Source organism: Arthrobacter sp. Z5-13 (genome assembly GCF_056499105.1).
In genome coordinates, this window is sequence record NZ_CP096460.1 from 2,587,889 (window position 1) to 2,608,204 (window position 20,316).

A 20,316-nucleotide genomic window follows, 5' to 3' on the forward strand; every position below is an offset into this window, starting at 1 on the left:
GTTTGTCTACCGACCGAAAATGAGTTCGGTGGGTACATCGTGGCCTGCTACGCGATCCCGGGGAACCAAGGTGACCAGTGTAAAACCTGTGTGGACATCGATATAGATCGGTTCCGGACCAGCCCACGGTGCCCCTTGGACGGACAGGGTCGCTCACGAACCAGTCTCCTCGCCGCTAGGGTCAGCCGAGATTGCTCGGATCGCGGGTCCTGCCGTGCCTCACTCTGGCCAGGTATCGGAGCCCCACTACCAGGCCTGCACCAGCGGCCACCCACGGACCTCCCACAATGACAGGATCCATCCACTGGTGGCTCAGGTCAGCACGTTTCTTCCCAATTCGGGAGGATATGCCGTGGCGCTTAAACTCGCTCAGTACGCCTGTCTCTGTTAGTGGATTATCGGGCCTCATTGACGCAAATGACCGCAAATGACTTTCCCAGGCGTCCACCCGGTCCCCCGCCAACAGGAGCAGCCAGTGCGCTGCCCGTCCCTCGCTGTATCGGTAGGCGTATTTGCGAATAGCTCCCGAGAGCCCTGTTGGTGGACAGGATGTACCGAAGACAGGCGGAAGAATCTTGTGCTCGATCGAACGCTCACGCGGCCGCTTCTCCTCCTGGCGGTCCGGAAAATCCCAGTGTGCTCCGCTTACCAGGTCGGTCCGCTCCCGTGGCACCGCAGGGCGATCACGGGGGTCCAGATCTACTCCCCAGCCCGGGATCTTGGTTCGCAGTTCTTCACTGGACATCCTCCGCTCGGGCTTGGCTGCGGTGTACGGCATGTGGTTCTCCATTCATCATCGGTTGAGCACAGCTCCAGACAGCCGCGGCCTCACGTAGCACTCGGAACGATCAGTGGCTTGATGCAGTTATCGAGCTTGGCGGAAAAGATGTGATAGCCCTCAGCGATGTGCTCCAAGGGAACCCGGTGGGTGACGATGTCGCTAGGCTTGAGGTAACCGTTGCGCACGTGCTCAAATAACCGTGGCCACTGCCGTTTTACCGGGCACTGGTTCATCCGCAGAGTGAGGCCCTTATTCACCGCGTCCCCGAATTTGACCGCGCTGAACATCGGCCCATAGGCACCCATGACGGATACAGTCCCTCCCTTGCGCACTGAGTCGATTGCCCAGTTCAGTGCCACCGGTGAGCCGCCCTGCAGTTTCAACTTCGTCGAGCTGACATGCTGGGTGAAGTTCCCATCCGCTTCTGCCCCCACTGCGTCAATGGCGACGTCGGCACCCAAATATTCGGTGACCTTCTTCAAATGCACCACCAGATCCTTGTACTCGACGAAGTTATAGGTTTCCGCGTGTGCGAAGCTCCGCGCTTTTTCCAGCCGGTACTCGAGATGGTCGATCACGATCACGCGCCCCGCACCCATCAACCATGAAGATTTGGCTGCGAAGAGACCCACCGGTCCTGCGCCGAAAACCACTACAGTGTCCCCTTCACTGATATCCCCAAGCTGGGCACCGAAGTATCCGGTCGCCAGCGCATCAGTCAGCAGGACGGCGTCTTCTTCCTCCATCCATTCGGGAATGATGGAGGGCCCGACGTCGGCGAAGGGCACCCGCACGAACTCCGCCTGGCCGCCGTCGTACCCTCCACAGGTGTGGGAGTAACCGTAGATTCCCCCGACGGCGGTGGCGTTCGGGTTGACGTTGTGGCAGTTGGAATAGAGACCCCGCGAACAGAAATAGCAGGAGCCACAGTACACATTGAACGGGACCATCACGCGGTCACCCACTGTGAGGTTCTCCACCGACGGACCAACCTCGTGCACCACACCCACGAACTCGTGCCCGAAGGTCATCCCCACTCGGGTATCCGGCATCATTCCGTGGTACAGATGCAGGTCTGAACCACAAATGGCTCCGAGCGAAACCCGGACAATCGCGTCATTGGGATGCTCGATCCGCGGAATGTCCTTCTCCTCTACCCGGACCTTGTAAGGACCGCGGTACACCATCGCTCGCATTTGTTGCCGCCTTGGATTTACGTTGCAGTCCTTCAATAGTAATCATGCTTACTATTTGTGTCAGCTACTTCTTCCGGGCTATCGGAATGCGCAGACAATCAAGTCGCGTACGCTGGGTTCTACGTTCGGCAGTGAGCGGCCCTTTTCCCGGCCGCACTCTTAGAGATCGGGGCGGGGCAGGAAACTACTCCGAAAGAGAACCTTGTGGTCACCGAAGTCGCACACAATTCCCCAGAGACCCTTGCTTCCCGTCTACAGGAGCTTGTCTTGGACACCAGTGACATCGAGGAGTTCCTGCAGGAACTGGCCCGATTCACCGGCTCCATGCTCTTCGGGCGTGGACAGGGACTTCATTGCGGCATCACTGTTTCCCGTCACAAGAAACGGGCGACCGTGGCCACCAACGACCCCAAAGCCCTGGTCATGGACGAAGTCCAGTACGCGTTCGGAGACGGGCCTTGCCTGACGGCAATGCGCTCTAAGACCACCGTCCACGTACCAGATGTCACCCGGGAGGACCGCTGGCCCGAGTACATCTCGGCAGTGGCAACCCAGGGCATCGGCTCCATCCTCGCAATCCCGCTCCCCCTCGAAGGAGGCGCCGCGGCAGTGCTGAACCTCTATTCGCCTCTGCGCCACGGCTTTACCGGCGACGACATCGCCGGCGCCGAAGCCTTCGGCGAGCAGGCAGCCAAAACACTTCGGCTTGAGCTCCGGATCGCGCAGAGCCTTGAAGCGAAGGACGACCTGGTGAATGCCATGAAGTCCCGGACGATGATTGATATGGCAGTCGGGGCAATCATGGCCCAGAACAGATGCAACCAGGAAGCAGCCCTGGAAATCCTCAAACGAGCCTCCAGCTCACGGAACGTCAAACTACGGGACGTAGCCGCAAGTGTTATCGCCTCCATCACCAACGACACCCGCGTAAAGACCCACTTCGAGGAATAACCCTGTACCACTGCATCCAATCGGCTCCACGCACTGTGTGGGTACAAACCAGAAAGCTCTGTACAGCCCCGGCAGGCATGGGTTATTTTCGATGTAGGCATCCTGCGTGTCCCGTTGTTCCGCAGGGGAACCACTTCCGGCGTCGTGCACCGCCGGGAAGTAGCTGCTGTAGCCTCACGGCGGCCCATCGTGCACCGCGAGGAAAGAGCCTGACATGGCCACCTCCCATTTCCAACAGTTCCTGCAAGACGCCACCTCCCCCGCCCCGGACACCGACCTCCCACTTGGGGCGGACTGTCTCTACGGGCTTTACACAAGCTGGTGCCTCCTCCAGGGACGGACGCCCAAGCCCGATGCCGCATTCCGCGCGGCCATGCGGCTGAACCACATCAACGTTCACAAAAGCAGACTGAGGATGAAGGGACGCGCCGCAGCAGACTACATCCTCTCCAGCTATCCGTACGCGGCCTGATCATGTCACGCCGATCGCCCGGCTTCCGCCAGGAGGGCGGTGCCGGCCAACCACCACGCGTATTGCCGGTGATGTGTTTCAACTGCGGCACTGACCGCCGTCTCACCATTAGCTCGGTTACCCATCTTCGGGATCAACCAGCCGATGTGGTCCTGGTTTCCTACACTTGCGGCCGATGCGGGCTCTTCAACCAACACCTTGCCGGGGTTGCTGACGTGTCCATGGTCCTGGCCAGCACTGACCAAACAGGTGACGTGATGATATTCGGTGGCCACTACATGCACTGCGGACAACCCATGGAAAAGGCAGGCTCAGAACTCCGCAGGCTCTCCGCTCCCCTATCCACAGAGGACATGGCCGAGGACGAGCTGTACGTCTACCTCTCCACCCGCGTCCTCAGATGCGCCTGCGGCTTCCAGATGGAACTCCCCGGATGATTGACTTGCACAGCATCGATAAACTGGCGTTGGCACCTGTTCCGGGCGGCGGGCCGGTGGCGGCGAAGATCGCGCTAGGGCGGGCACTGGCGAGGACGGCGGGTAATAGGAAATGACAGACCATAACGGGCTTCCGCGGGCAACCGTCCTTGAAACAGTGGCTTTCCTGGCTGAGGTATTTTTCCCAACCGTGGCTAAGGGCCCCATAATCCGGCGCCCTCGGATGGTGGCCATGGCTGAACGAATGCAACTGGACTCCCGCGCCGTTAGCAGAATGCAGAAGCTCGACGACAAGTATCGTGAGGGTCCGCTGCTCCTGCGCCTGCCGATCAGGAAGCAGGCCGTGGTGCTGAGGCCCGCTGACCTGAGGTACGTGCTCAACAACTCGCCAGAACCCTTCTCTCCGGCCAGCAGCGAAAAACGGGCAGCCCTCGCCCACTTCGAACCCCGCAACGTCCTCATATCCAAAGGAACGGAGCGAACCGCGAGGCGTGCTCTCCAGGAAGAAGCCCTGGACTCGCACAGCCACATCCACCGGCTTGCCGACTCCTTACTGCCCATCGTTCGGCAGGAAGCAGATCAGCTCCTCGACCGCGTTGAGGAGAAGGGCGAACTGACCTGGGATGTTTTCATCGAATCTTGGTACCGGACGGTCAGGCGCACAATCTTCGGAGATGCGGCCCGGGATGACCACGAGCTGACGAATATGATTGCCCGCCTCCGCAAGGACGCCAACTGGGCATTCCTGAAGCCAAAGCGCAGGAAAGTCCGGGACCAATTCCTGATAACGGTTCAGTACAGGCTCGAAAGGGCCGAACCGGGCAGCCTGGCCCACATTATGAGACACCTTGATGCCCACTCTGACGCTGCGCCGGTGGATCAGGTTCCGCAGTGGCTGTTTGCGTTCGAACCGGCGGGCATGGCCACGTTCAGGGCGCTTGCGCTCCTGGTCACCCACGGTCAGAAGTCTGCCCGTGCCCAGCAGGAAATCCAGGACGACGCTTCGGGCAGGCAACACCTGCCCTACCTTCGCGCGTGCGTCCTTGAGTCATTGCGCCTTTGGCCCACCACCCCGATGATCCTGCGCCAGACGACGCGCGAGGTCCAATGGGAAGACGGCATTATGCCTCAGGACACCGGCGTCCTGATCTTCGCTCCCTACTTTCACCGGGACGACCGCCACCTCCCCCAAGCCCACTCGTTCCTTCCCGACGTTTGGCTCACCAGGAATCCCGATGACGCGGACTGGCCCTTGGTCCCCTTCAGCGACGGGCCGGCCTTCTGCCCCGGAAGGCAGCTGGTGCTTATGCTCACCAGCGCCATGCTCTCCTACCTTTTAGAGAAAACGCAGTTCAGCCTGGCATCGTCCCAACACCTGTCCCCCAGCGATCCCCTGCCCGGCACGCTCAACCACTTTTCCCTCCGGTTCACCACCAAACCAACAGCTCTCTGACCATGGCCGACGACGGCGGATCCCGCCGTCGTGAGGAAAACGAACTTTTTTGGGTACTTCTCCTTTAGGAACAGTTACGGCCACTGTCAGGAGGATGTGTGAGCGAGATGCTAGGGGTGTCCCGGTCAAAGAGGGCACCAGGAATCAAAGGGGCAGTGGGTGGAGTCCTGGTGCTGGCGTTGCTGTCCCTCCTGGGCTGCGCGCCCGAGGGCAGCGGAGCCGCGGAGGCGGCCTCGTCGTTTCGTGAAGAAATCGCTTCCGGGAACACGTCCGCCGCGTGTTCGATGCTGGGGAGGGAGGCCCTGGAGAAAGCCGGCGGGGAAACCGAATGCGAGGAGCAACTGGAATCCATGGATCTGGACGATGCCGGAGAGCCGGTACGGACTGAAATCTATGGGCGGAACGCCATCGTCGAGTTCGAAAACGATGCTGTGTTCCTGGATTCCTCGGGCTCAGGCTGGAAAATCACTGGCGCCGGCTGCACGCCTCAAGGAGAACAGCCATACAACTGCGAGGTAGGAGGTAACTAGGCATGCGTTGGAGTTTTGCGCTGTACCTGATCCTGATACTGGGCGGGCTGACTTACCTGGCCGCCGTCGGACTTGCGCACGGATAGGGGAAGAACGTGAAAACAGCTATCAGAAACAACGGCCTGAGCCTCTTCTTCGGGCTGATCTTCCTGCTGGCCCTTTTGGGACAAGGCCTGTCCGGACACTTGCTGTTCAACGAAGAGCAGATATCAAACGGGCTCGAAGAGATCAGCCTCGTCCAATACCTGACCTCATCCAGCTTCGCAGTGGATGTCTCCGAGAACTGGCAATCCGAATACCTGCAATTCCTGCTCTACATCATGGCCACCATCTGGCTGGTCCAAAAAGGATCCCCGGAATCAAAGGAACTGGACAAGACCGGCCCTGAATCAGATGAGGAACAGCTCATCGGCGAACACAGCAACGAAAAATCACCGGCCTGGGCCCGGATTGATGGTTGGCGCCACATCCTCTTCGCGAACTCGCTCGGCGTGACCATGGGCCTGATCTTCATCCTGTCCTGGCTCGTCCAGTCCTTTACCGGAAACAGCGCCTACAACGAAGAACAGCTGGCCAACTTCCAGGAACCCCTACCCTGGAGCGAATACATTGCGTCTCCGGATTTCTGGAACAGAACCCTGCAGAACTGGCAGTCCGAATTCCTCGCCGTCGGATCAATGGTGGTGCTCTCGATTTATCTTCGCCAGCGGGGCTCACCGGAGTCCAAGCCTGTCGGAGCCGCCCACGACGATACAGCCTCAACCGGCTGATATGATCCCGCGCCGGATGCCCCCGTTCACGGTTCAAGGAACGGCCGCAGGGTGGTGGGCGAAGACTGAAAATCCGTCGACCAGACGGCACAAAGTCCTCCAGGTGCCCCTTAGCAAGGGATGTTTGGCTGGGCACTTCCAGGAACGAAGCCGTCATGGTCGATCAAGCAAAACCTCTGCCTGAAACTTCCATCGCGGAACACCTCCTGGACCTCGTGCTGCAATGCGAGGGCGTAAAGGAGCTCCTGAACGAGCTCGCCGCGCTCTCGGCCGCTGCTCTGTCAAGGGACGCCGAGGTACTGTGCAGCGTCACCTTAATCCAGCACAGGAAACCGGTCACGGTAGTAATCAGCGACGCGGGAACAGGCCACCATGTATGCAGCGCACCTGCGGGCTGAGCAGCGCTGGCACAGCTACACGAAGACGGCATGGGATCACGGAATCGGTTCCATCCTGGCTGTGCCTCTCCACCTCGAGGGTGAAGCGGATGCAGCTCTTAACATTTACTCAACCCAAACCCGGGCTTTCAGCAACGAGGACATCCAGACCGCCGAAACTTACGCTGGGCAGGCATCCAAGGCTCTGGCGTTGGCCGTCCTGATCGCCCAATTGACGGACGACCGCAAGAACCTGAGCCTGGCCATGGAATCTCGGACGAGCATCGACCTGGCCGTCGGCGTGATCATGGCGCAGAACCGCTGCAGCCAGGTATCGGCCATGAAGATTCTTAAGATCGCCTCCAGCACACGGAACGTCAAACTCCGGGAAGTGGCCGCCTCCATCCTCGCCTCCGTATCCAAGGACCCCAACGTCTTCACACACTTCGAGGCATAAGCGGCAGTGATCGTTTGACATTTGCGATAGGCCTTCGCACCATGTCGCAGGCTGAAGTCAGGGGCCGACGACGCCCTGGTGGGAGGTAGCCTCGGGCTTCAGGAGGCTGACACGTCGCCGGCCGGCGAAAGTCGGATTTCTGTGGATCCGAAAATGCTGGTGCTCTGGGGAGCCGGGCACTTTAAGTGCACAGCAAAGTGACCCGTGTTGGCACGAGTAGCGTGTACTCACATTCAGCACAGCTTGGCCAAAGGTGTGGCGGGCTTCGACCTCCAAAATGGTCGTTTGAGAACAGCCTGGCCATGCTGACTTTCCGGAGCAGGACTTCATGTACTGCGTCAGAGTAGGAACGTATTCGCCCATGAGCGCCTGAGCGGAATGCCGCCCTCAGTTTTGTCTTGTGTACCTCTGTGAACAGAAGCAAGAATCGAATATGGAGGATGTGCGGCGGACTGCTCAGGCTCTTTTGCGTGACCGGAAGATAAGGCTGTGGGAACTGTGGCTGGTGTACTGGGGGCAGGGCGGCAGCCTGGACATGTTCGATCTTGACGCATATGTGCATGGTTTTATCGCCGCCACTGAATATGATCCGGACGTTCTGCGCTGGGCCTTGCGGGAGCTTTCGGTCGCTTAGTAACCGGCTGCCCCTGGTCCTCGAGATAGCTTTCCCTTTACAAGTGACAGCACCTTGCCTGTTTGGCCGGGTCTGCTCCTGCCCGCGCGAATCACAAGCGTGTGGATGTGTAGAGCACAGGCCCTAAGGTTGCGATTGCTGCCCGTAGGCAAGTGAGCCGGCGTGTGCGGCCTGTGAGCAGGATCTGAAGTCGCGTACGCTGGGTTCTACGTTCGGCAGTGAGCGGCCCTTTCCCGGCCGCACTCTTAGAGATCGGGGCGGGGCAGGAAACTACTCCGAAAGAGAACCTTGTGGTCACCGAAGTCGCACACAATTCCCCAGAGACCCTTGCTTCCCGTCTACAGGAGCTTGTCTTGGACACCAGTGACATCGAGGAGTTCCTGCAGGAACTGGCCCGATTCACCGGCTCCATGCTCTTCGGGCGTGGACAGGGACTTCATTGCGGCATCACTGTTTCCCGTCACAAGAAACGGGCGACCGTGGCCACCAACGACCCCAAAGCCCTGGTCATGGACGAAGTCCAGTACGCGTTCGGAGACGGGCCTTGCCTGACGGCAATGCGCTCTAAGACCACCGTCCACGTACCAGATGTCACCCGGGAGGACCGCTGGCCCGAGTACATCTCGGCAGTGGCAACCCAGGGCATCGGCTCCATCCTCGCAATCCCGCTCCCCCTCGAAGGAGGCGCCGCGGCAGTGCTGAACCTCTATTCGCCTCTGCGGCACGGCTTTACCGGCGACGACATCGCCGGCGCCGAAGCCTTCGGCGAGCAGGCAGCCAAAACACTTCGGCTTGAGCTCCGGATCGCGCAGAGCCTTGAAGCGAAGGACGACCTGGTGAATGCCATGAAGTCCCGGACGATGATTGATATGGCAGTCGGGGCAATCATGGCCCAGAACAGATGCAGCCAGGAAGTAGCCCTGGAAATCCTCAAACGAGCCTCCAGCTCACGGAACGTCAAACTACGGGACGTAGCCGCAAGTGTTATCGCCTCCATCACCAACGACACCCGCGTAAAGACCCACTTCGAGGAATAAGGGAACCACTCCCTCAGTCAGCAGGACGGCATCTTCTTCCTCCATCCACTCGTGCCGTCCATGAGCAAGCCCTCTGGAAATATCTCGACGCCTGTCGCAGGATGGTAAGCATGCTGATGAAGTTCGGCTACGGAATCAGATCCACTTCAATCCACATGTGAACTCGGGAAGGTACCCATGGTTTTCTTTCACAAGCAGGAACTTCAATACAAGGCCACCCCGGACAAGCCGGATGCCGTCTACGCCCGAAAGCTTCAAGAGGTCCTGGGCGGGCAATACGGTGAAATCACGGTTGCCATGCAGTACTCGTTCCAGGCATGGAATGCCCACATGCCCGGGAAGTACCGTGACATGCTTTTCGGTATTGGTGCCGAGGAATTCGGCCACGTTGAAATGCTCGCGACCATGATTGCCCAACTGCTCGAAAAGGCACCACTGGGTATCACCGACGACGCCGTGCAGGCAGACCCGACTGTGGCTGCGATAGTCGGTGGTACTGACGTCCAGTCCGCCATCGTGGCGGGGGCCGGCGTCCGGCCCGTGGACAGCAACGGCAATCCCTGGCAGGGAAGCTACATCACGGCCAGCGGCAATCTGCTGGCCGACTTCTGGGCGAATGCCAACGCGGAAATGCAGGGCCGGCTCCAGGTGGCCCGGCTGTACCACATGACTGATGACCACGGCGTTCGCGATATGTTGTCCTTTCTGCTCGCCCGCGACACCATGCACCAGAATCAGTGGGTTGCCGCGGCACGCGAGCTTCAGGAAGAAGGCGTGGAAAACTTCCCGGTGCCCAGCAATTTCCCTCTGAACAAGGAAATGCGCGATGTTGCCTATGAGTTCCGGAACTTCTCCGACGGTCAGGCCGCGGCAGAAGGATCGTGGGCCAAAGGCCCCACACCGGACGGTCTGGGCGAGTTTAGCTACGTGGCTGAACCGCCTGCAGGCGTACCCATGCCGCCACCAACTCACCCCGACTCCCGTTTCTACGGCACAACAGAGCTACCAAACATGATGGAAAAGGCTGCCGGAACCATCCAGGACAAACTCCATAAGGAGTGATCCCCGACGTGTCTGCACTTGGCCTGGCAACCGAATCCAACGTATTCGGTTGCCAGGCTCTTCTCGGCCAGCGCGGTCAGGGAGAATGGCTGTGGCCGTCTCCGCCTTTGCGCTGAACCGCACTGCCCATCGCCTTTATATAACGTCCCACGACATCAGATACCCCCGGAAAAGTCGGGGTTGCGGCTTCAGCCGATGATGGGTCGTTCTTCTGGCAGCCGGTAGAGGCGTGGCCGGCTGGAGAGGGCGAGAGCGGATGCCAGGGCAACGGTCCCGATGCGGCCGGTGAACATGAGCACTATGAGGGACCCATTCGGCGGCCGCGGGCAGGTTGTAGGTGATGCCGGCGCCGATGCCCAGGAGGGCTACTGAGAGCGCCTGGCGTTGGTGGAGCGGTGGGCGATGGTTACTTGGTCGCGGCCGCGGACTTCGTTCCAGATGGCCAAGGCCAGGAGCAGGATCGTGGTGATCTTGATTCCGCCTGCGGTGCCTGCGCTGCCGCCGCCGATGAACATGGAGGATGTTGGTCACCATCAGCGTTTCGGGGGCTGCGACGCCGTAGTCGATGCTGTTGAAGCCGGCTGGGCGGGGGAAGAGGGAGAAACCGGCGTTGTTGAACTCCGAGATGGCGCGGAAGGTGCAGATAAAAAACTTCGTTCTGCGCTCCTCCGTCGATTATTCCCTTACGAATTTTTGATGGGTCCCGGTCCCCCAAGTTTCACTCCGGCCCCTCATGCCCAGCGGTTGGTCCCCTATCAGAACGATGCCCAAAGCCAACGACCGCCAACAGTTCCAAGCGAGGTCGAAGAGCGGGCCAGGACGCATCATACCCGGCCTCGCGGGTTCATCTAGAAGGGTCTTTTGAGCTGCTGCGCAAGTGCCTGTGGGCGGGCAAGTGTGCCTGGTAGGTGGTGCTCCTTAGTCCGAGTAGAGGACAGATACAGTCCTATAAGTGGACTAGGGTCGGGATATGTCCACTACTTCGCGGCTGTTGATGCTGTTGTCATTTCTGCAGATGAGGCGCGACTGGCAGGGCCAGGTTCTTGCTGATCGATTAGGCGTCAGCCAACGCACGGTACGGCGTGACGTCGACCGGTTGCGGGAAATGGGCTACAACATTCACGCGACCATGGGACCCGAAGGCGGGTACCGCCTCGATGCCGGGAAAGAACTGCCACCCCTGTTGTTCGACGATGAGCAAGTCATAGCCCTCGCGGTTGCCCTTCAGGCTGCGACCGCTACGGGCGCGGGCATCGAAGACGCCGCCGTGCGGGCTCTGACGACGGTTCGTCACGTTATGCCGGCTCGTCTGCGCCACCGCCTGGACGGGCTGCAGTTTACTGTTATCCCGTCGCGTTCAAGAATTAATCCGGTCCCTCCAGAGGTGCTGATTGATCTGTCGATGGCCATCAGGAACCGGGAGGTCCTGCGTTTTGATTACGCAAACCTGACCCCTGAACGAGATGTTGCTGAGCTTGTTCCTCCGCGTCGGGTTGAGCCTGTTCACCTTGTGACCTCGCATCGGCGTTGGTACCTGGTTGCATGGGACCTCGAGCGTGAGGATTGGCGGATCTTCCGAGCTGACCGCATCACTCCGAGAATTCCACGCGGACCTCATTTCGTCCCCCGGGAGATCCCTGGCGGGAGCGTTCATGATTACGTGGAGGCTCGCTTCAAGAACTCAAAGGATGTCAACGCATGGCCGTGCAGGGGCAAGGTCATCTTGAACCGGCCGGCGAGGGAGGTTCTGCCTTTCGCAGCTGACGGCGTCGTGGAGGACCTCGGCCCGGACCGGTGCAGCCTGGAGGCGGGTGCCTGGTCCTGGATTGGGTTGGCGGCATCCTTGAGCCGGTATGACGCAGACATCGAGGTGGTCGGCCCGCCGGAACTGCTGGACGCGTTTGACCGGCTTGCGGCGCGCTGCGCAAAAACAGCCAGGCATTCCCTTTGATGACACACTCCAGTTCCCCAGACGTATGGGCAGGGCCGGAGACATATTTCCGGCCCTGCCCATCCGCAGGGTCATCGGTAGAGTGGATGGTTCTTACATGGCTACCGCAGTGAGACGAAGAACTCCTGGATGTCATTCACAAGAAGGTCCGGGGCTTCAAGGGCTGCAAAATGGCCACCTTCGTTGAAGTCGTTCCATCGGACTATATTGTTCGTTTCGTCTGCCCAGCGCCTGATTGCCATGTCGCCGGCGAAGTTCGCAACGGCGGTCGGCACGTTCGAGGACATCATGCGTTCCCAACCGCCTCCATAGTAGACATGGGCTTCGAAGTACATGCGTGCAGAGGAGCCGCCGGTGGCAGTCAGCCAGTAGAGCATGACGTTGGTCAGCAGGGTATCCCTGTCCACGGCGTCTTCGGGCAGCTCAGCTGCCGGATTGGACCATTCTTTGAACTTTTCCACGATCCAGGCCAGCTGGCCGACCGGCGAGTCGGTGAGGCCGTAGGCGAGTGTTTGTGGGCGCGTGGACTGGATAGCCATGTATCCGGAACCTTGGGAGTTGAACCGGAACGCAGCTCCGAGACGCTGGCGCTCCTGGTCAGTGAGCTCTGCCTGCACCTCCTCGGGAACGGGACCGAAGGGCATGAATCCAAGAGTTGCGGCATTGACGTGGATTCCGATGACAGACTCCGGGGCGACCCGGCCGAGTTCAGGGGCGATGAGGGCCCCCATGTCACCGCCCTGGGCTGCGTAACGCTCATAACCCAGACGGTGCATCAGCTCGTTCCAGGCGCGCGCCACCCGGTTCGGGCTCCACCCCTTGTCCCTGGTGGGCCCCGAGAATCCGAAACCGGGTACGGAGGGAACAACCACATGGAATGCGGCCTCAGGATTCCCGCCGTGTGAACGGGGATCTGTCAACGGTGCGATGACCTTGAGGAACTCCACGATGGATCCCGGCCAGCCGTGCGTGAGAATCAGTGGTGTTGCATCCGGCTCCGGCGACTTAATATGCAGGAAATGAATCTGGGCGCCATCGACCTCCGTGATGAACTGCGGCAGTTCGTTGAGAGCACTCTCATGCTCACGCCAGCTGTAGCTGGTGCGCCAGTACCGGACAAGGTCCCGCAGGTACGTCAACGGCGTGCCGTAGTCCCAGCCGGCATCTGAGAGCTCGTCGGGCCAACGTACGTGATCAAGGCGATGGCTGAGATCGTCAAGCTGAGCCTGGGCAACGTCGATCCGGTAGGAGCTAATAGTTTCAGGGCTGGTGATTGTTTCCATGACCACAACACTAGAAGCCAACTAGGACAATAAATGTCCTAGACTCCCTGAAATTATTGGGCGGGCTGAACGGGACGCCAGCGCGGCGAAAAACCCAACATCATCGTCAACGTCATGCTGGGCATCCTTCCCGCTGGTGTAGCCATCGTCCGCTTTGGACCTTATGGCTTCTGACTGTTACAGCAGCGCTAGCGGGAGCTACGTATCGAAACGTCGTCCCAGCGGACATCGTTGCCATCGTGGAAAATCCCGTCCGGCGCGGCAAATTCGACAACATAGGGCGTAGTGGCGCATCAGATCGCTGTGATCAATCTCCACGCCGGGGTTGCATCGGCTGCCGTCGGGAGCCAGCTTGAAGATGCCGAACGCCACCCGCCACCATTCGGGCCGCAGCGCACACAGTCCTCGGCGAGATCGGCGACCATCTCCCATTCCTGCCAGCCGCTCCAGCGACGCCGAGGAGGCGCCCCTGGCACCCTTTCCTAAGGGGACGCTTTGAGGAACAACTAAAGCATTCATCGCGGCCATGGTAAATTCATCTGATGATTACTAGGCACCTCAAACTAGTTGCAGTAAAATAGAAGCCGAGGGCATGGCATTTTGATCCACATCATCAGGTGAATATGGGGTCGACTGGACGTAATTGAGCGTTTACATCACCAACGTGATCAAGACGCCCTGGCTTCGGGTAGTCCAGCCTTACCTCCAAATCCGCATAAAATGATCCAAAGAGGAGTGCCAACTTGGCATCCACCGACTCACAGCAACGTGACCGCGACGTCCATTCGCCCTTCCGACGTGGAAGACGTCCACGAAGTGCCAGCCGCCTCCCGGATCCCCTCGGTCCCCTGTCGAGGTGGAACGATGACTGAAATCCCCAAACCGCTGTTCCGCGACCCGATCCACGACGGAGCCGCCGACCCGACGGTGATCTGGAACCGCGCCGCAGGCGAGTGGTGGATGTTTTACACCAACCGCCGGGTGCTGGCGCCCCCGATCGACGACGTCTCGTGGGTGTTCGGCACCGACATAGGCATCGCTTCCTCTTCTGACGGCGGAGCGACCTGGTCCTACCGCGGCACCTCGCAGGGCCTGGAAGCGGGCTGGGGCCGGAACACTTACTGGGCGCCTGAGGTTTTGGACGACGGCGCGAAATACCACATGTACGTGAGCTATATCGAGGGGGTGCAGACGGGCTGGGGTGGCCCGTCGGCCATCCGCCACTACACCAGCGCGGACCTTGCGCACTGGGAGTACGAGTCCACGCTTGACCTCAACTCTGAGCACGTCATTGATGCGTGCGTGGTCCAGCTCCCGGAAGGCGGCTGGCGCATGTGGTTCAAGGACGACGACCACGGCACCCACACCTACTCGGCCGACAGCCGGGACCTGTATCAGTGGACGCCGGCCGGAGCAGCAGTGGAAAACATGCCCCACGAAGGGCCGAACGTCTTTTCGCTGGGCGGTTCGTACTGGATGCTCACGGACGAATGGGCTGGCCTGCGGGTCCACCGATCCAGCGACTTGCGCACTTGGGAAACGCAGGATCATATCCTCGCCGAGCCCGGCTCGGGCGAGGACGACGGTGGCAACGGACTCCATGCCGACGTCGTTGTTGTCGGCGATGACGCGTTTGTTTTCTACTTCACCCATCCCGGCCGCCTCCAAGGCCAACCTGGCTCCGACAGCATCTACGCACATCGTCGTACCTCACTTCAGGTGGCTCGGGCCCGAGTTATCGAAGGGCGGTTGGTATGTGACCGGGACGAGGTCCTTAGTGCTCCGATATTGCCGCCCGGCGGGCCGTGAAACACATGGCCAGGCCAGTTCGTTCACCACCAAATGACTGTCCTCAAGCAACTCTAAACAACCACTAAACATTGAAGGAGTGATGCAGTCCAATGAGTTCCAACCGTGAGTACGCGGGTTACCTCTACGCTCATTTCAAACGAGAATCGATAGACGGAGAGCAAATCCACTTTGCCCTGAGCGATGGGAACGACCCCTTGCACTTCGATGACCTCAACGAGGGCAAGCCGGTCCTATACTCGACCCTGGGGGAATTCGGCGTCCGCGACCCGCATCTCGTGCGTTCACCGGATGGTGAGAGGTGCTACCTCATAGCAACAGACTTACGCGTCTACGAATGCGACAACTGGGACCGGCTCCAGCGACGCAGCAGCCGCTCGATCATGGTGTGGGAGTCAACGGACCTGGTGAATTGGGGAGAAGGCCGTCTCGTCGAGGTGGCGCCGCCCGAGGCAGGTAACACCTGGGCACCTGAGTCAGTCTGGGATCCTGAGCAGGACGCCTTCCTCGTCCACTGGTCTTCGACCCTCTATGAAGACGCCGAACACGAAGGCGAGAGCTACAACCGAATCATGTACGCCACAACCCGAGACTTCCGCGAGTTCTCCGAACCGGGCATATGGATAGACCGGGGATGGTCGACGATTGACGCTACCGTGATCGAGCACGAGGGCCTCTACTACCGTTTCGTCAAGGATGAACGCGACCGCAATGGAAAAGCGCCACACGGCAAATCAGTGTACTCGGAGACGGCCGCATCCCTGACTTCGGTTGACTGGAAGCCGCTTGCCGAAGGCATCGGCCTCGATGCTATCAGCCGGGGCGAGGGCCCGTTGGTGTACAAATCGAACACTGAGGATAAGTGGTTCCTGTGGATTGACGAATTCACATCTGAACGACGCTATGTACCCTTCGAGGCGACCAACCTGACGAACGGAAAATGGACTCCATCTGAAGACTTCCGGCTACCGAATGACCCCTGCCACGGAGTGGTCCTGCCCGTGACCGCAAGAGAGTATGAGCGGCTTAGGACTGCTGCTTGGGGGTTACAGACACCGGCTGCCATTGACCGCGAAGAGCTGCGGGCAGGCAATAGATAGTTGCCTCCGAGATGTCCGTCAAGGCCGTCCGATTCCCAACCCCAGATCTTGTTTCGACCGCCACCGGTGTGGACCTGCCAGTCTCCCCACACATGAGATAGCGCAGATGTACAATTAATTCATCTGATGAATACTAGGAACATCGGGCCGACTGATGGTACGTCGGGCATTGCAGCGTTAGTGGAACTACGGGACCAGGGCGTGATAAATGCTATCGGTGTAGGGATGAACCAATCCCGGATGCCCATAGAGTTCATCAAGCGATGCGACATCGACCTGGTGATGCTGGCCAACCGGTTTACGCTGTTGGAACGAGGCCCTTTGGATGACCCGGTCGTCGTTTCCGTCGTAGCCGGTTCACGAACCCAACGCCACGTGGTTAGCAATGCAGCACGGCTGGAAGCTGAAATACCCGAAGCCTTGTGGACGGATCTTGAGCATTCGGGCCTGGTCCGCCTGTAACAACCCACAACGCTGATACCGCCAGCCTGACAGGCAAATCCAGGAGCCTCCGCCCCTATCTTCGGATGGGGCGGAGGAACTCATCAGTGCTGATCAGGAGCCGGAAACCCTCACTTCGATGATCTCGGCGGGTACCTCTGGGAACCTGATGGTGACTATGCGGGCAGTAATGCCGCCAAGGGTGATGGCCCCTGGGTCGCCGGTGGAGCCGTGGGCCACCGTTAGTGACGTACCCTCCGGGCCGATGCATTCTACTGAGTAGGGAACAGTGGTGCCGGCACCGAAGGCGATGTCCAGGCGTTCAAGCGTCCATGTTCCTTCAAGATCGATCCTGACCCAGGCACCAGGATGATCAGAGGCGCTGAGCCAACCTTTGGGCGTGGTGTAGTCAGTAATAGAGCTTGCCGGTCGGTCGGCCCGCGCAGAGCTGCTGAAAACCGGCCGTCGCGAAGCAAGCTGACGCGGCTGATTGTCCGTCCTATGCAGCCCTCTTCGAGAAGGTGGGCCCGAAGCCAGGACTCGAGGCCGGTGGTCCCACGCGGTACCGCCAGCGGCTACAATCTCAATCATGGTCGGCTCAAGCCCGGCGGACGTGGCCATAATGCGGTTCAGTCCGGCAAAGTATGACCTGAATTCAATGGCTCCAGCCCCGTCAAGCATGGTCAGCTCCCCCGGGGACAAGGTGTAGGAGCGGCCTGTGGGAAACAAGCCTCCGCCGTCGATAATCTCCAGTCTCACGGTCCGGGCGTCCTTTACCACCCGACCGGCGTCGTCGATGAGTTCGACAATGATCAGTACATCGTCCGTTCCATCTGTGCGGACAGATGGCCGGTCACTTCTAAGGCGAAGAGCGGCGGCAGGGGCGTCGAGAGGCCATTCCGGAGGGGCTATGCCCAGCAACTCCTGCCGATACCAATGCCAGGACCGCAGCGGTAAGCGCGAGTGGTCAATGAAACCCATCCGGCCCATATCCGGGATGATGCTGCCATGGTGGAATCCGCACCACAGCACAATTCCAGACCGCCAAGGGGTAGTCGTCTCAACGCTGTAGGAGTAGTGCGGTGCAAATTCCCCAGGCCGGTTGCCGATCAGGCTTCCATATTCCGACACAATGTTGGGAACGCCCGGATCCTGGTAGATCGCCGCACCGTCGCCGTTATACCCTGCAATGCCGCCGAGCACGTCAAAGCCCTGGCGCTGAGCTCCCCCAACGGCGGCCGGGCGGGACGGGTCCAATTCCTCCGCGAGGTCAAGCAGTTTCCGGGTGAGTGTCTTAGCAGCCGGAATCACCTCGTCATCGCTGAAGAAGGCCTCATTTCCCGTACTCCACACGATGATGCTCGGATGATTGCGGTTCACGCGGATCATCTCGCGCATCGCGCGGAGGCAGCTCTCCTCGAAGGCTTCCTGGTCCTCGCTCTTGGGCGGGTATGCACTGGCATTCCAGAACCCTTCGCTGTTTTCCCCGCCGATACCCCAAAAGGGCACTTCAGACCAGAAGAGCATCCCCTGCCGGTCGCACTCCGTGGCGAAGTGATCGTGGTGCGGGTAGTGGGAACCTCGAATGAGGTTCATTCCGCAGTCGCGTATAAGGGCCACATCCCGCGACATCCCGGCCCTGGTGACGGCGTCTCCCCAACCTGCATGATCCTGATGGACGTTGGCACCATGGATCCAAAGATGTTCGCCATTGAGGAAGAACCCGCGGTCCGCGGTAAATTCAATGGTTCGGATGCCAAACTCCGTGGATGCCTGGTCCAAGTTTTTGCTCCCGGAGACAAGACTCTGATCCAGGACGTATAGATTCGGGTCAGCCGGGCTCCAGGGCTTGCAGGAGGAAATGGTGATTTGTTCGCGATGCATGACCGATGAACCGGCCGGGATCGCGACCGGGGCGGGTATCGGTTCCTGCGTTGTCTGGGCTGACCCTGGGCCGTTGAGGGTGCTGAGGAGAATGCCTTCGAAGTCTTCGCGGCTTTGGTTGACGATTTCCGTGCAGACCTCAATCTGCGCATCTGTTCCGTCCAATGTGAGCGTGGAAACCGCAGTGCCGTACCAGTCGATCCTCACGAGGTTGGAGACGATGACTGAAATGTCCCGATATATTCCTCCGTTGAACACATGCTCGCCCGCGCGCGGTGCCAGCTGGGGATTCCATTCATTGCTGACTTGGACCGCCAGGAGGTTGCTGCCTGCATGAACAGCACGCGAGATGTCGACGGTAAAGGCCGTGTATCCGCCCTGATGCCTGCCCGTGGAAAGGCCGTTGATGAAGATCTCGGCGTCCTGGAAGACCCCGTGGAACTCAAGGGCTATGTATTTTCCGATGTCCTCCGCTGTGATCATGAGTTCACGACGGTACGTTCCGGTACCCACGTAGAATGACGTCTCAAGGAAGGCTGGAATACCGAAGGAATGCGGTATTCCGATGTCGTACCATCCGGTGTCGTCATACTCAGTTTCAAGTGCTCGTTTGTCTGCCTGATAGGCGAACTTCCACGAATCGTTGATGAGTTGCTTCTTGGTTTGGCTCGTGGCGTTTTGTTGCTCTTCAATGGCTGGGGTCCTATAACGCGTCATGAACGCCCTCCAGATGCTTGCCCTTGAACCGGTTGTTGAGCGTAGGTGCCTTGATCCTGGCCGGAGGCGTCGGATGGCCGGTGATGCCGACGTCGGCTGACAGCGTGAGCCCGTCGAATTTCCGGGGAGAGTCGAGGCCGATGCTGGCCGTCGTGACCACCAGGGTTGTCATGGCTTCTCCGGCAAAGCAGATGCTCGTGGGTTGCTGTGCCGGAACGTGGAGAACACGCTCCAGGCTGCCGTCGGGGCGGTAGCGGTGGATCCGTCCTGCACCCCAGATCGCAACCCAGAGGTGGTCTTCGGCATCGACGATCATGCCATCAGGGCTTCCGTCGGAGACCATCGCGAAAGCCCGTGCTGCGCCGAGTTGCCCACCGCTTCGATCCACTTCGTAGCGCGTGATCGTGCCGGCAGCGCTGTCGGCCAAATACATCAGGGAGCCGTCCGAGGTAAAGGCGGGGCCGTTCGGAATGGTCAGGCCCGTCAGCACAGTGTTGATGGTGCCATCGATCTCGACGCGCTGCAAGGATCCTGCGCCCGGAGTCGCGTCAAGGGCCATGGTCCCGGCCCAGAAGCGTCCTTCCGGGTCACAGACGGCGTCGTTCATCCGAACAGCTGGGGAGGGTCCTGAGTCATCGCTGGACAGGGGGCTTTCCGGTCCGCTGAGCCAGGTGAGGGCGCCGCCGTCGAGTATTGCGATCCCGTCGCCGGCTGCCACCAGCAGTGCAGCGTCCGATCCGGCGATAGGCGCCACCGCTCCGAGCGGCACGTCCAGGACCTCCAGCATCACGGCTTGGTCGGCGGAGGCAGGATCCACCTGCCAGAGTTGTCCGCGTAGGATGTCGACGGTGACAACGCGTCCGTCAGGGAGTCTGCGGGGCCCTTCACCAAGCTCAAGCGGCGTCCAGTTGCAGACGGTCCACTGAGGATAATGGCCGGCGGCCGGCCCCTAATACTGGACTGGATCCATGCTC

The 20,316-nt window shown here is 60.0% G+C and carries 21 protein-coding genes; 15 read left to right on the plus strand and 6 right to left on the minus strand.

Annotation, left to right across the window (positions count from 1 at the left end):
* Positions 1 to 181: 181 nt before the first annotated feature.
* Both M1E02_RS12285 and M1E02_RS12290 read right to left on the minus strand, forming a co-directional pair.
* Positions 182 to 778 (minus strand): hypothetical protein, encoded by a 597-nt coding sequence (locus M1E02_RS12285; RefSeq protein WP_479374550.1) that lies wholly within the window; start codon positions 776 to 778, stop codon positions 182 to 184.
* 50 nt (positions 779 to 828) lie between these two features.
* On the minus strand, positions 829 to 1,977 hold the full coding sequence (locus tag M1E02_RS12290; protein ID WP_479374551.1) for a zinc-dependent alcohol dehydrogenase: 1,149 nt from the start codon (positions 1,975 to 1,977) through the stop codon (positions 829 to 831).
* A 267-nt stretch (positions 1,978 to 2,244) separates the two neighbouring features.
* On the opposite strand from M1E02_RS12290, the gene M1E02_RS12295 reads away from it, so the two are divergent.
* From M1E02_RS12295 to M1E02_RS12345, 11 genes are all read left to right on the plus strand, one after another.
* Positions 2,245 to 2,928 carry an ANTAR domain-containing protein gene (locus M1E02_RS12295; protein WP_479374552.1) on the plus strand — a complete coding sequence of 228 codons (684 nt, stop codon included), beginning with the start codon at positions 2,245 to 2,247 and terminating at the stop codon, positions 2,926 to 2,928.
* 214 nt (positions 2,929 to 3,142) lie between these two features.
* Positions 3,143 to 3,400 (plus strand): hypothetical protein, encoded by a 258-nt coding sequence (locus M1E02_RS12300; protein WP_479374553.1) that lies wholly within the window; start codon positions 3,143 to 3,145, stop codon positions 3,398 to 3,400.
* 2 nt (positions 3,401 to 3,402) lie between these two features.
* Complete coding sequence (locus tag M1E02_RS12305) at positions 3,403 to 3,837, plus strand: hypothetical protein (protein ID WP_479374554.1); 435 nt, start codon at positions 3,403 to 3,405, stop codon at positions 3,835 to 3,837.
* Between the two features lie 112 nt (positions 3,838 to 3,949).
* On the plus strand, positions 3,950 to 5,290 hold the full coding sequence (locus tag M1E02_RS12310; RefSeq protein ID WP_479374555.1) for a cytochrome P450: 1,341 nt from the start codon (positions 3,950 to 3,952) through the stop codon (positions 5,288 to 5,290).
* A 98-nt stretch (positions 5,291 to 5,388) separates the two neighbouring features.
* Positions 5,389 to 5,820 carry a hypothetical protein gene (locus tag M1E02_RS12315; RefSeq protein ID WP_479374556.1) on the plus strand — a complete coding sequence of 144 codons (432 nt, stop codon included), beginning with the start codon at positions 5,389 to 5,391 and terminating at the stop codon, positions 5,818 to 5,820.
* 95 nt (positions 5,821 to 5,915) lie between these two features.
* Positions 5,916 to 6,590, plus strand: coding sequence for a DUF6766 family protein (locus tag M1E02_RS12320; protein WP_479374557.1), 675 nt, complete (start codon positions 5,916 to 5,918; stop codon positions 6,588 to 6,590).
* A gap of 155 nt (positions 6,591 to 6,745) precedes the next feature.
* Positions 6,746 to 6,988 (plus strand): hypothetical protein, encoded by a 243-nt coding sequence (locus tag M1E02_RS12325; protein WP_479374558.1) that lies wholly within the window; start codon positions 6,746 to 6,748, stop codon positions 6,986 to 6,988.
* The gene (locus M1E02_RS12330) at positions 6,963 to 7,424 is read left to right on the plus strand and encodes an ANTAR domain-containing protein (protein WP_479374559.1); all 462 of its coding nucleotides are present in this window, start codon (positions 6,963 to 6,965) and stop codon (positions 7,422 to 7,424) included. The genes M1E02_RS12325 and M1E02_RS12330 overlap by 26 nt, the downstream gene beginning before the upstream one ends.
* A gap of 442 nt (positions 7,425 to 7,866) precedes the next feature.
* The gene (locus M1E02_RS12335; protein WP_479374560.1) at positions 7,867 to 8,058 is read left to right on the plus strand and encodes a hypothetical protein; all 192 of its coding nucleotides are present in this window, start codon (positions 7,867 to 7,869) and stop codon (positions 8,056 to 8,058) included.
* A gap of 353 nt (positions 8,059 to 8,411) precedes the next feature.
* Complete coding sequence (locus M1E02_RS12340; protein WP_479374561.1) at positions 8,412 to 9,095, plus strand: ANTAR domain-containing protein; 684 nt, start codon at positions 8,412 to 8,414, stop codon at positions 9,093 to 9,095.
* Between the two features lie 177 nt (positions 9,096 to 9,272).
* Positions 9,273 to 10,157: a manganese catalase gene (locus M1E02_RS12345; protein ID WP_479374562.1), complete on the plus strand. Its 885-nt coding sequence runs from the start codon at positions 9,273 to 9,275 to the stop codon at positions 10,155 to 10,157.
* A 365-nt stretch (positions 10,158 to 10,522) separates the two neighbouring features.
* On the opposite strand, the gene M1E02_RS12350 is transcribed toward M1E02_RS12345, so the two are convergent.
* Positions 10,523 to 10,672 carry a hypothetical protein gene (locus M1E02_RS12350; RefSeq protein WP_479374563.1) on the minus strand — a complete coding sequence of 50 codons (150 nt, stop codon included), beginning with the start codon at positions 10,670 to 10,672 and terminating at the stop codon, positions 10,523 to 10,525.
* A 455-nt stretch (positions 10,673 to 11,127) separates the two neighbouring features.
* Here M1E02_RS12350 and M1E02_RS12355 point away from each other — a divergent pair, with 455 nt between their 5' ends.
* A complete protein-coding gene (locus M1E02_RS12355) occupies positions 11,128 to 12,108 on the plus strand; it encodes a helix-turn-helix transcriptional regulator (RefSeq protein ID WP_479374564.1) in 981 nt (326 codons plus the stop codon).
* A 101-nt stretch (positions 12,109 to 12,209) separates the two neighbouring features.
* Here the strand turns inward: M1E02_RS12355 and M1E02_RS12360 are convergent, their stop codons facing one another.
* Complete coding sequence (locus M1E02_RS12360; RefSeq protein WP_479374565.1) at positions 12,210 to 13,391, minus strand: epoxide hydrolase family protein; 1,182 nt, start codon at positions 13,389 to 13,391, stop codon at positions 12,210 to 12,212.
* A gap of 864 nt (positions 13,392 to 14,255) precedes the next feature.
* Here M1E02_RS12360 and M1E02_RS12365 point away from each other — a divergent pair.
* The 3 genes from M1E02_RS12365 (at position 14,256) to M1E02_RS12375 (ending at position 16,762) form a co-directional block, all read left to right on the plus strand.
* The gene (locus tag M1E02_RS12365; protein ID WP_479374566.1) at positions 14,256 to 15,200 is read left to right on the plus strand and encodes a family 43 glycosylhydrolase; all 945 of its coding nucleotides are present in this window, start codon (positions 14,256 to 14,258) and stop codon (positions 15,198 to 15,200) included.
* Between the two features lie 92 nt (positions 15,201 to 15,292).
* On the plus strand, positions 15,293 to 16,300 hold the full coding sequence (locus M1E02_RS12370) for a glycoside hydrolase family 43 protein (RefSeq protein WP_479374567.1): 1,008 nt from the start codon (positions 15,293 to 15,295) through the stop codon (positions 16,298 to 16,300).
* 126 nt (positions 16,301 to 16,426) lie between these two features.
* Complete coding sequence (locus tag M1E02_RS12375; protein ID WP_479374568.1) at positions 16,427 to 16,762, plus strand: hypothetical protein; 336 nt, start codon at positions 16,427 to 16,429, stop codon at positions 16,760 to 16,762.
* Positions 16,763 to 16,855: 93 nt separating this feature from the next.
* Here the strand turns inward: M1E02_RS12375 and M1E02_RS12380 are convergent, their stop codons facing one another.
* Together M1E02_RS12380 and M1E02_RS12385 are read right to left on the minus strand one after the other, a co-directional pair.
* Entirely contained in the window at positions 16,856 to 19,342 is a 2,487-nt protein-coding gene (locus M1E02_RS12380) for a glycoside hydrolase family 2 protein (protein WP_479374569.1), read from the minus strand.
* The gene (locus M1E02_RS12385; RefSeq protein WP_479378144.1) at positions 19,329 to 20,183 is read right to left on the minus strand and encodes an SMP-30/gluconolactonase/LRE family protein; all 855 of its coding nucleotides are present in this window, start codon (positions 20,181 to 20,183) and stop codon (positions 19,329 to 19,331) included. The genes M1E02_RS12380 and M1E02_RS12385 overlap by 14 nt, the downstream gene beginning before the upstream one ends.
* Between the last annotated feature and the right edge of the window lie 133 nt (positions 20,184 to 20,316).

Bases quoted from the DNA above. Each gene is read 5' to 3' on its own strand.
- M1E02_RS12300 (WP_479374553.1), top strand. From the start codon at position 3,143: ATGGCCACCTCCCATTTCCAACAGTTCCTGCAAGACGCCACCTCCCCC.
- M1E02_RS12325 (WP_479374558.1), top strand. From the start codon at position 6,746: ATGGTCGATCAAGCAAAACCTCTGCCTGAAACTTCCATCGCGGAACAC.
- M1E02_RS12345 (WP_479374562.1), top strand. From the start codon at position 9,273: ATGGTTTTCTTTCACAAGCAGGAACTTCAATACAAGGCCACCCCGGAC.
- M1E02_RS12290 (WP_479374551.1), bottom strand. From the start codon at position 1,977: ATGCGAGCGATGGTGTACCGCGGTCCTTACAAGGTCCGGGTAGAGGAG.
- M1E02_RS12380 (WP_479374569.1), bottom strand. From the start codon at position 19,342: ATGACGCGTTATAGGACCCCAGCCATTGAAGAGCAACAAAACGCCACG.
- M1E02_RS12285 (WP_479374550.1), bottom strand. From the start codon at position 778: ATGCCGTACACCGCAGCCAAGCCCGAGCGGAGGATGTCCAGTGAAGAA.
- M1E02_RS12360 (WP_479374565.1), bottom strand. From the start codon at position 13,391: ATGGAAACAATCACCAGCCCTGAAACTATTAGCTCCTACCGGATCGAC.
- M1E02_RS12330 (WP_479374559.1), top strand. From the start codon at position 6,963: ATGTATGCAGCGCACCTGCGGGCTGAGCAGCGCTGGCACAGCTACACG.
- M1E02_RS12350 (WP_479374563.1), bottom strand. From the start codon at position 10,672: ATGTTCATCGGCGGCGGCAGCGCAGGCACCGCAGGCGGAATCAAGATC.
- M1E02_RS12375 (WP_479374568.1), top strand. From the start codon at position 16,427: ATGAATACTAGGAACATCGGGCCGACTGATGGTACGTCGGGCATTGCA.
- M1E02_RS12370 (WP_479374567.1), top strand. From the start codon at position 15,293: ATGAGTTCCAACCGTGAGTACGCGGGTTACCTCTACGCTCATTTCAAA.
- M1E02_RS12365 (WP_479374566.1), top strand. From the start codon at position 14,256: ATGACTGAAATCCCCAAACCGCTGTTCCGCGACCCGATCCACGACGGA.
- M1E02_RS12310 (WP_479374555.1), top strand. From the start codon at position 3,950: ATGACAGACCATAACGGGCTTCCGCGGGCAACCGTCCTTGAAACAGTG.
- M1E02_RS12355 (WP_479374564.1), top strand. From the start codon at position 11,128: ATGTCCACTACTTCGCGGCTGTTGATGCTGTTGTCATTTCTGCAGATG.
- M1E02_RS12305 (WP_479374554.1), top strand. From the start codon at position 3,403: ATGTCACGCCGATCGCCCGGCTTCCGCCAGGAGGGCGGTGCCGGCCAA.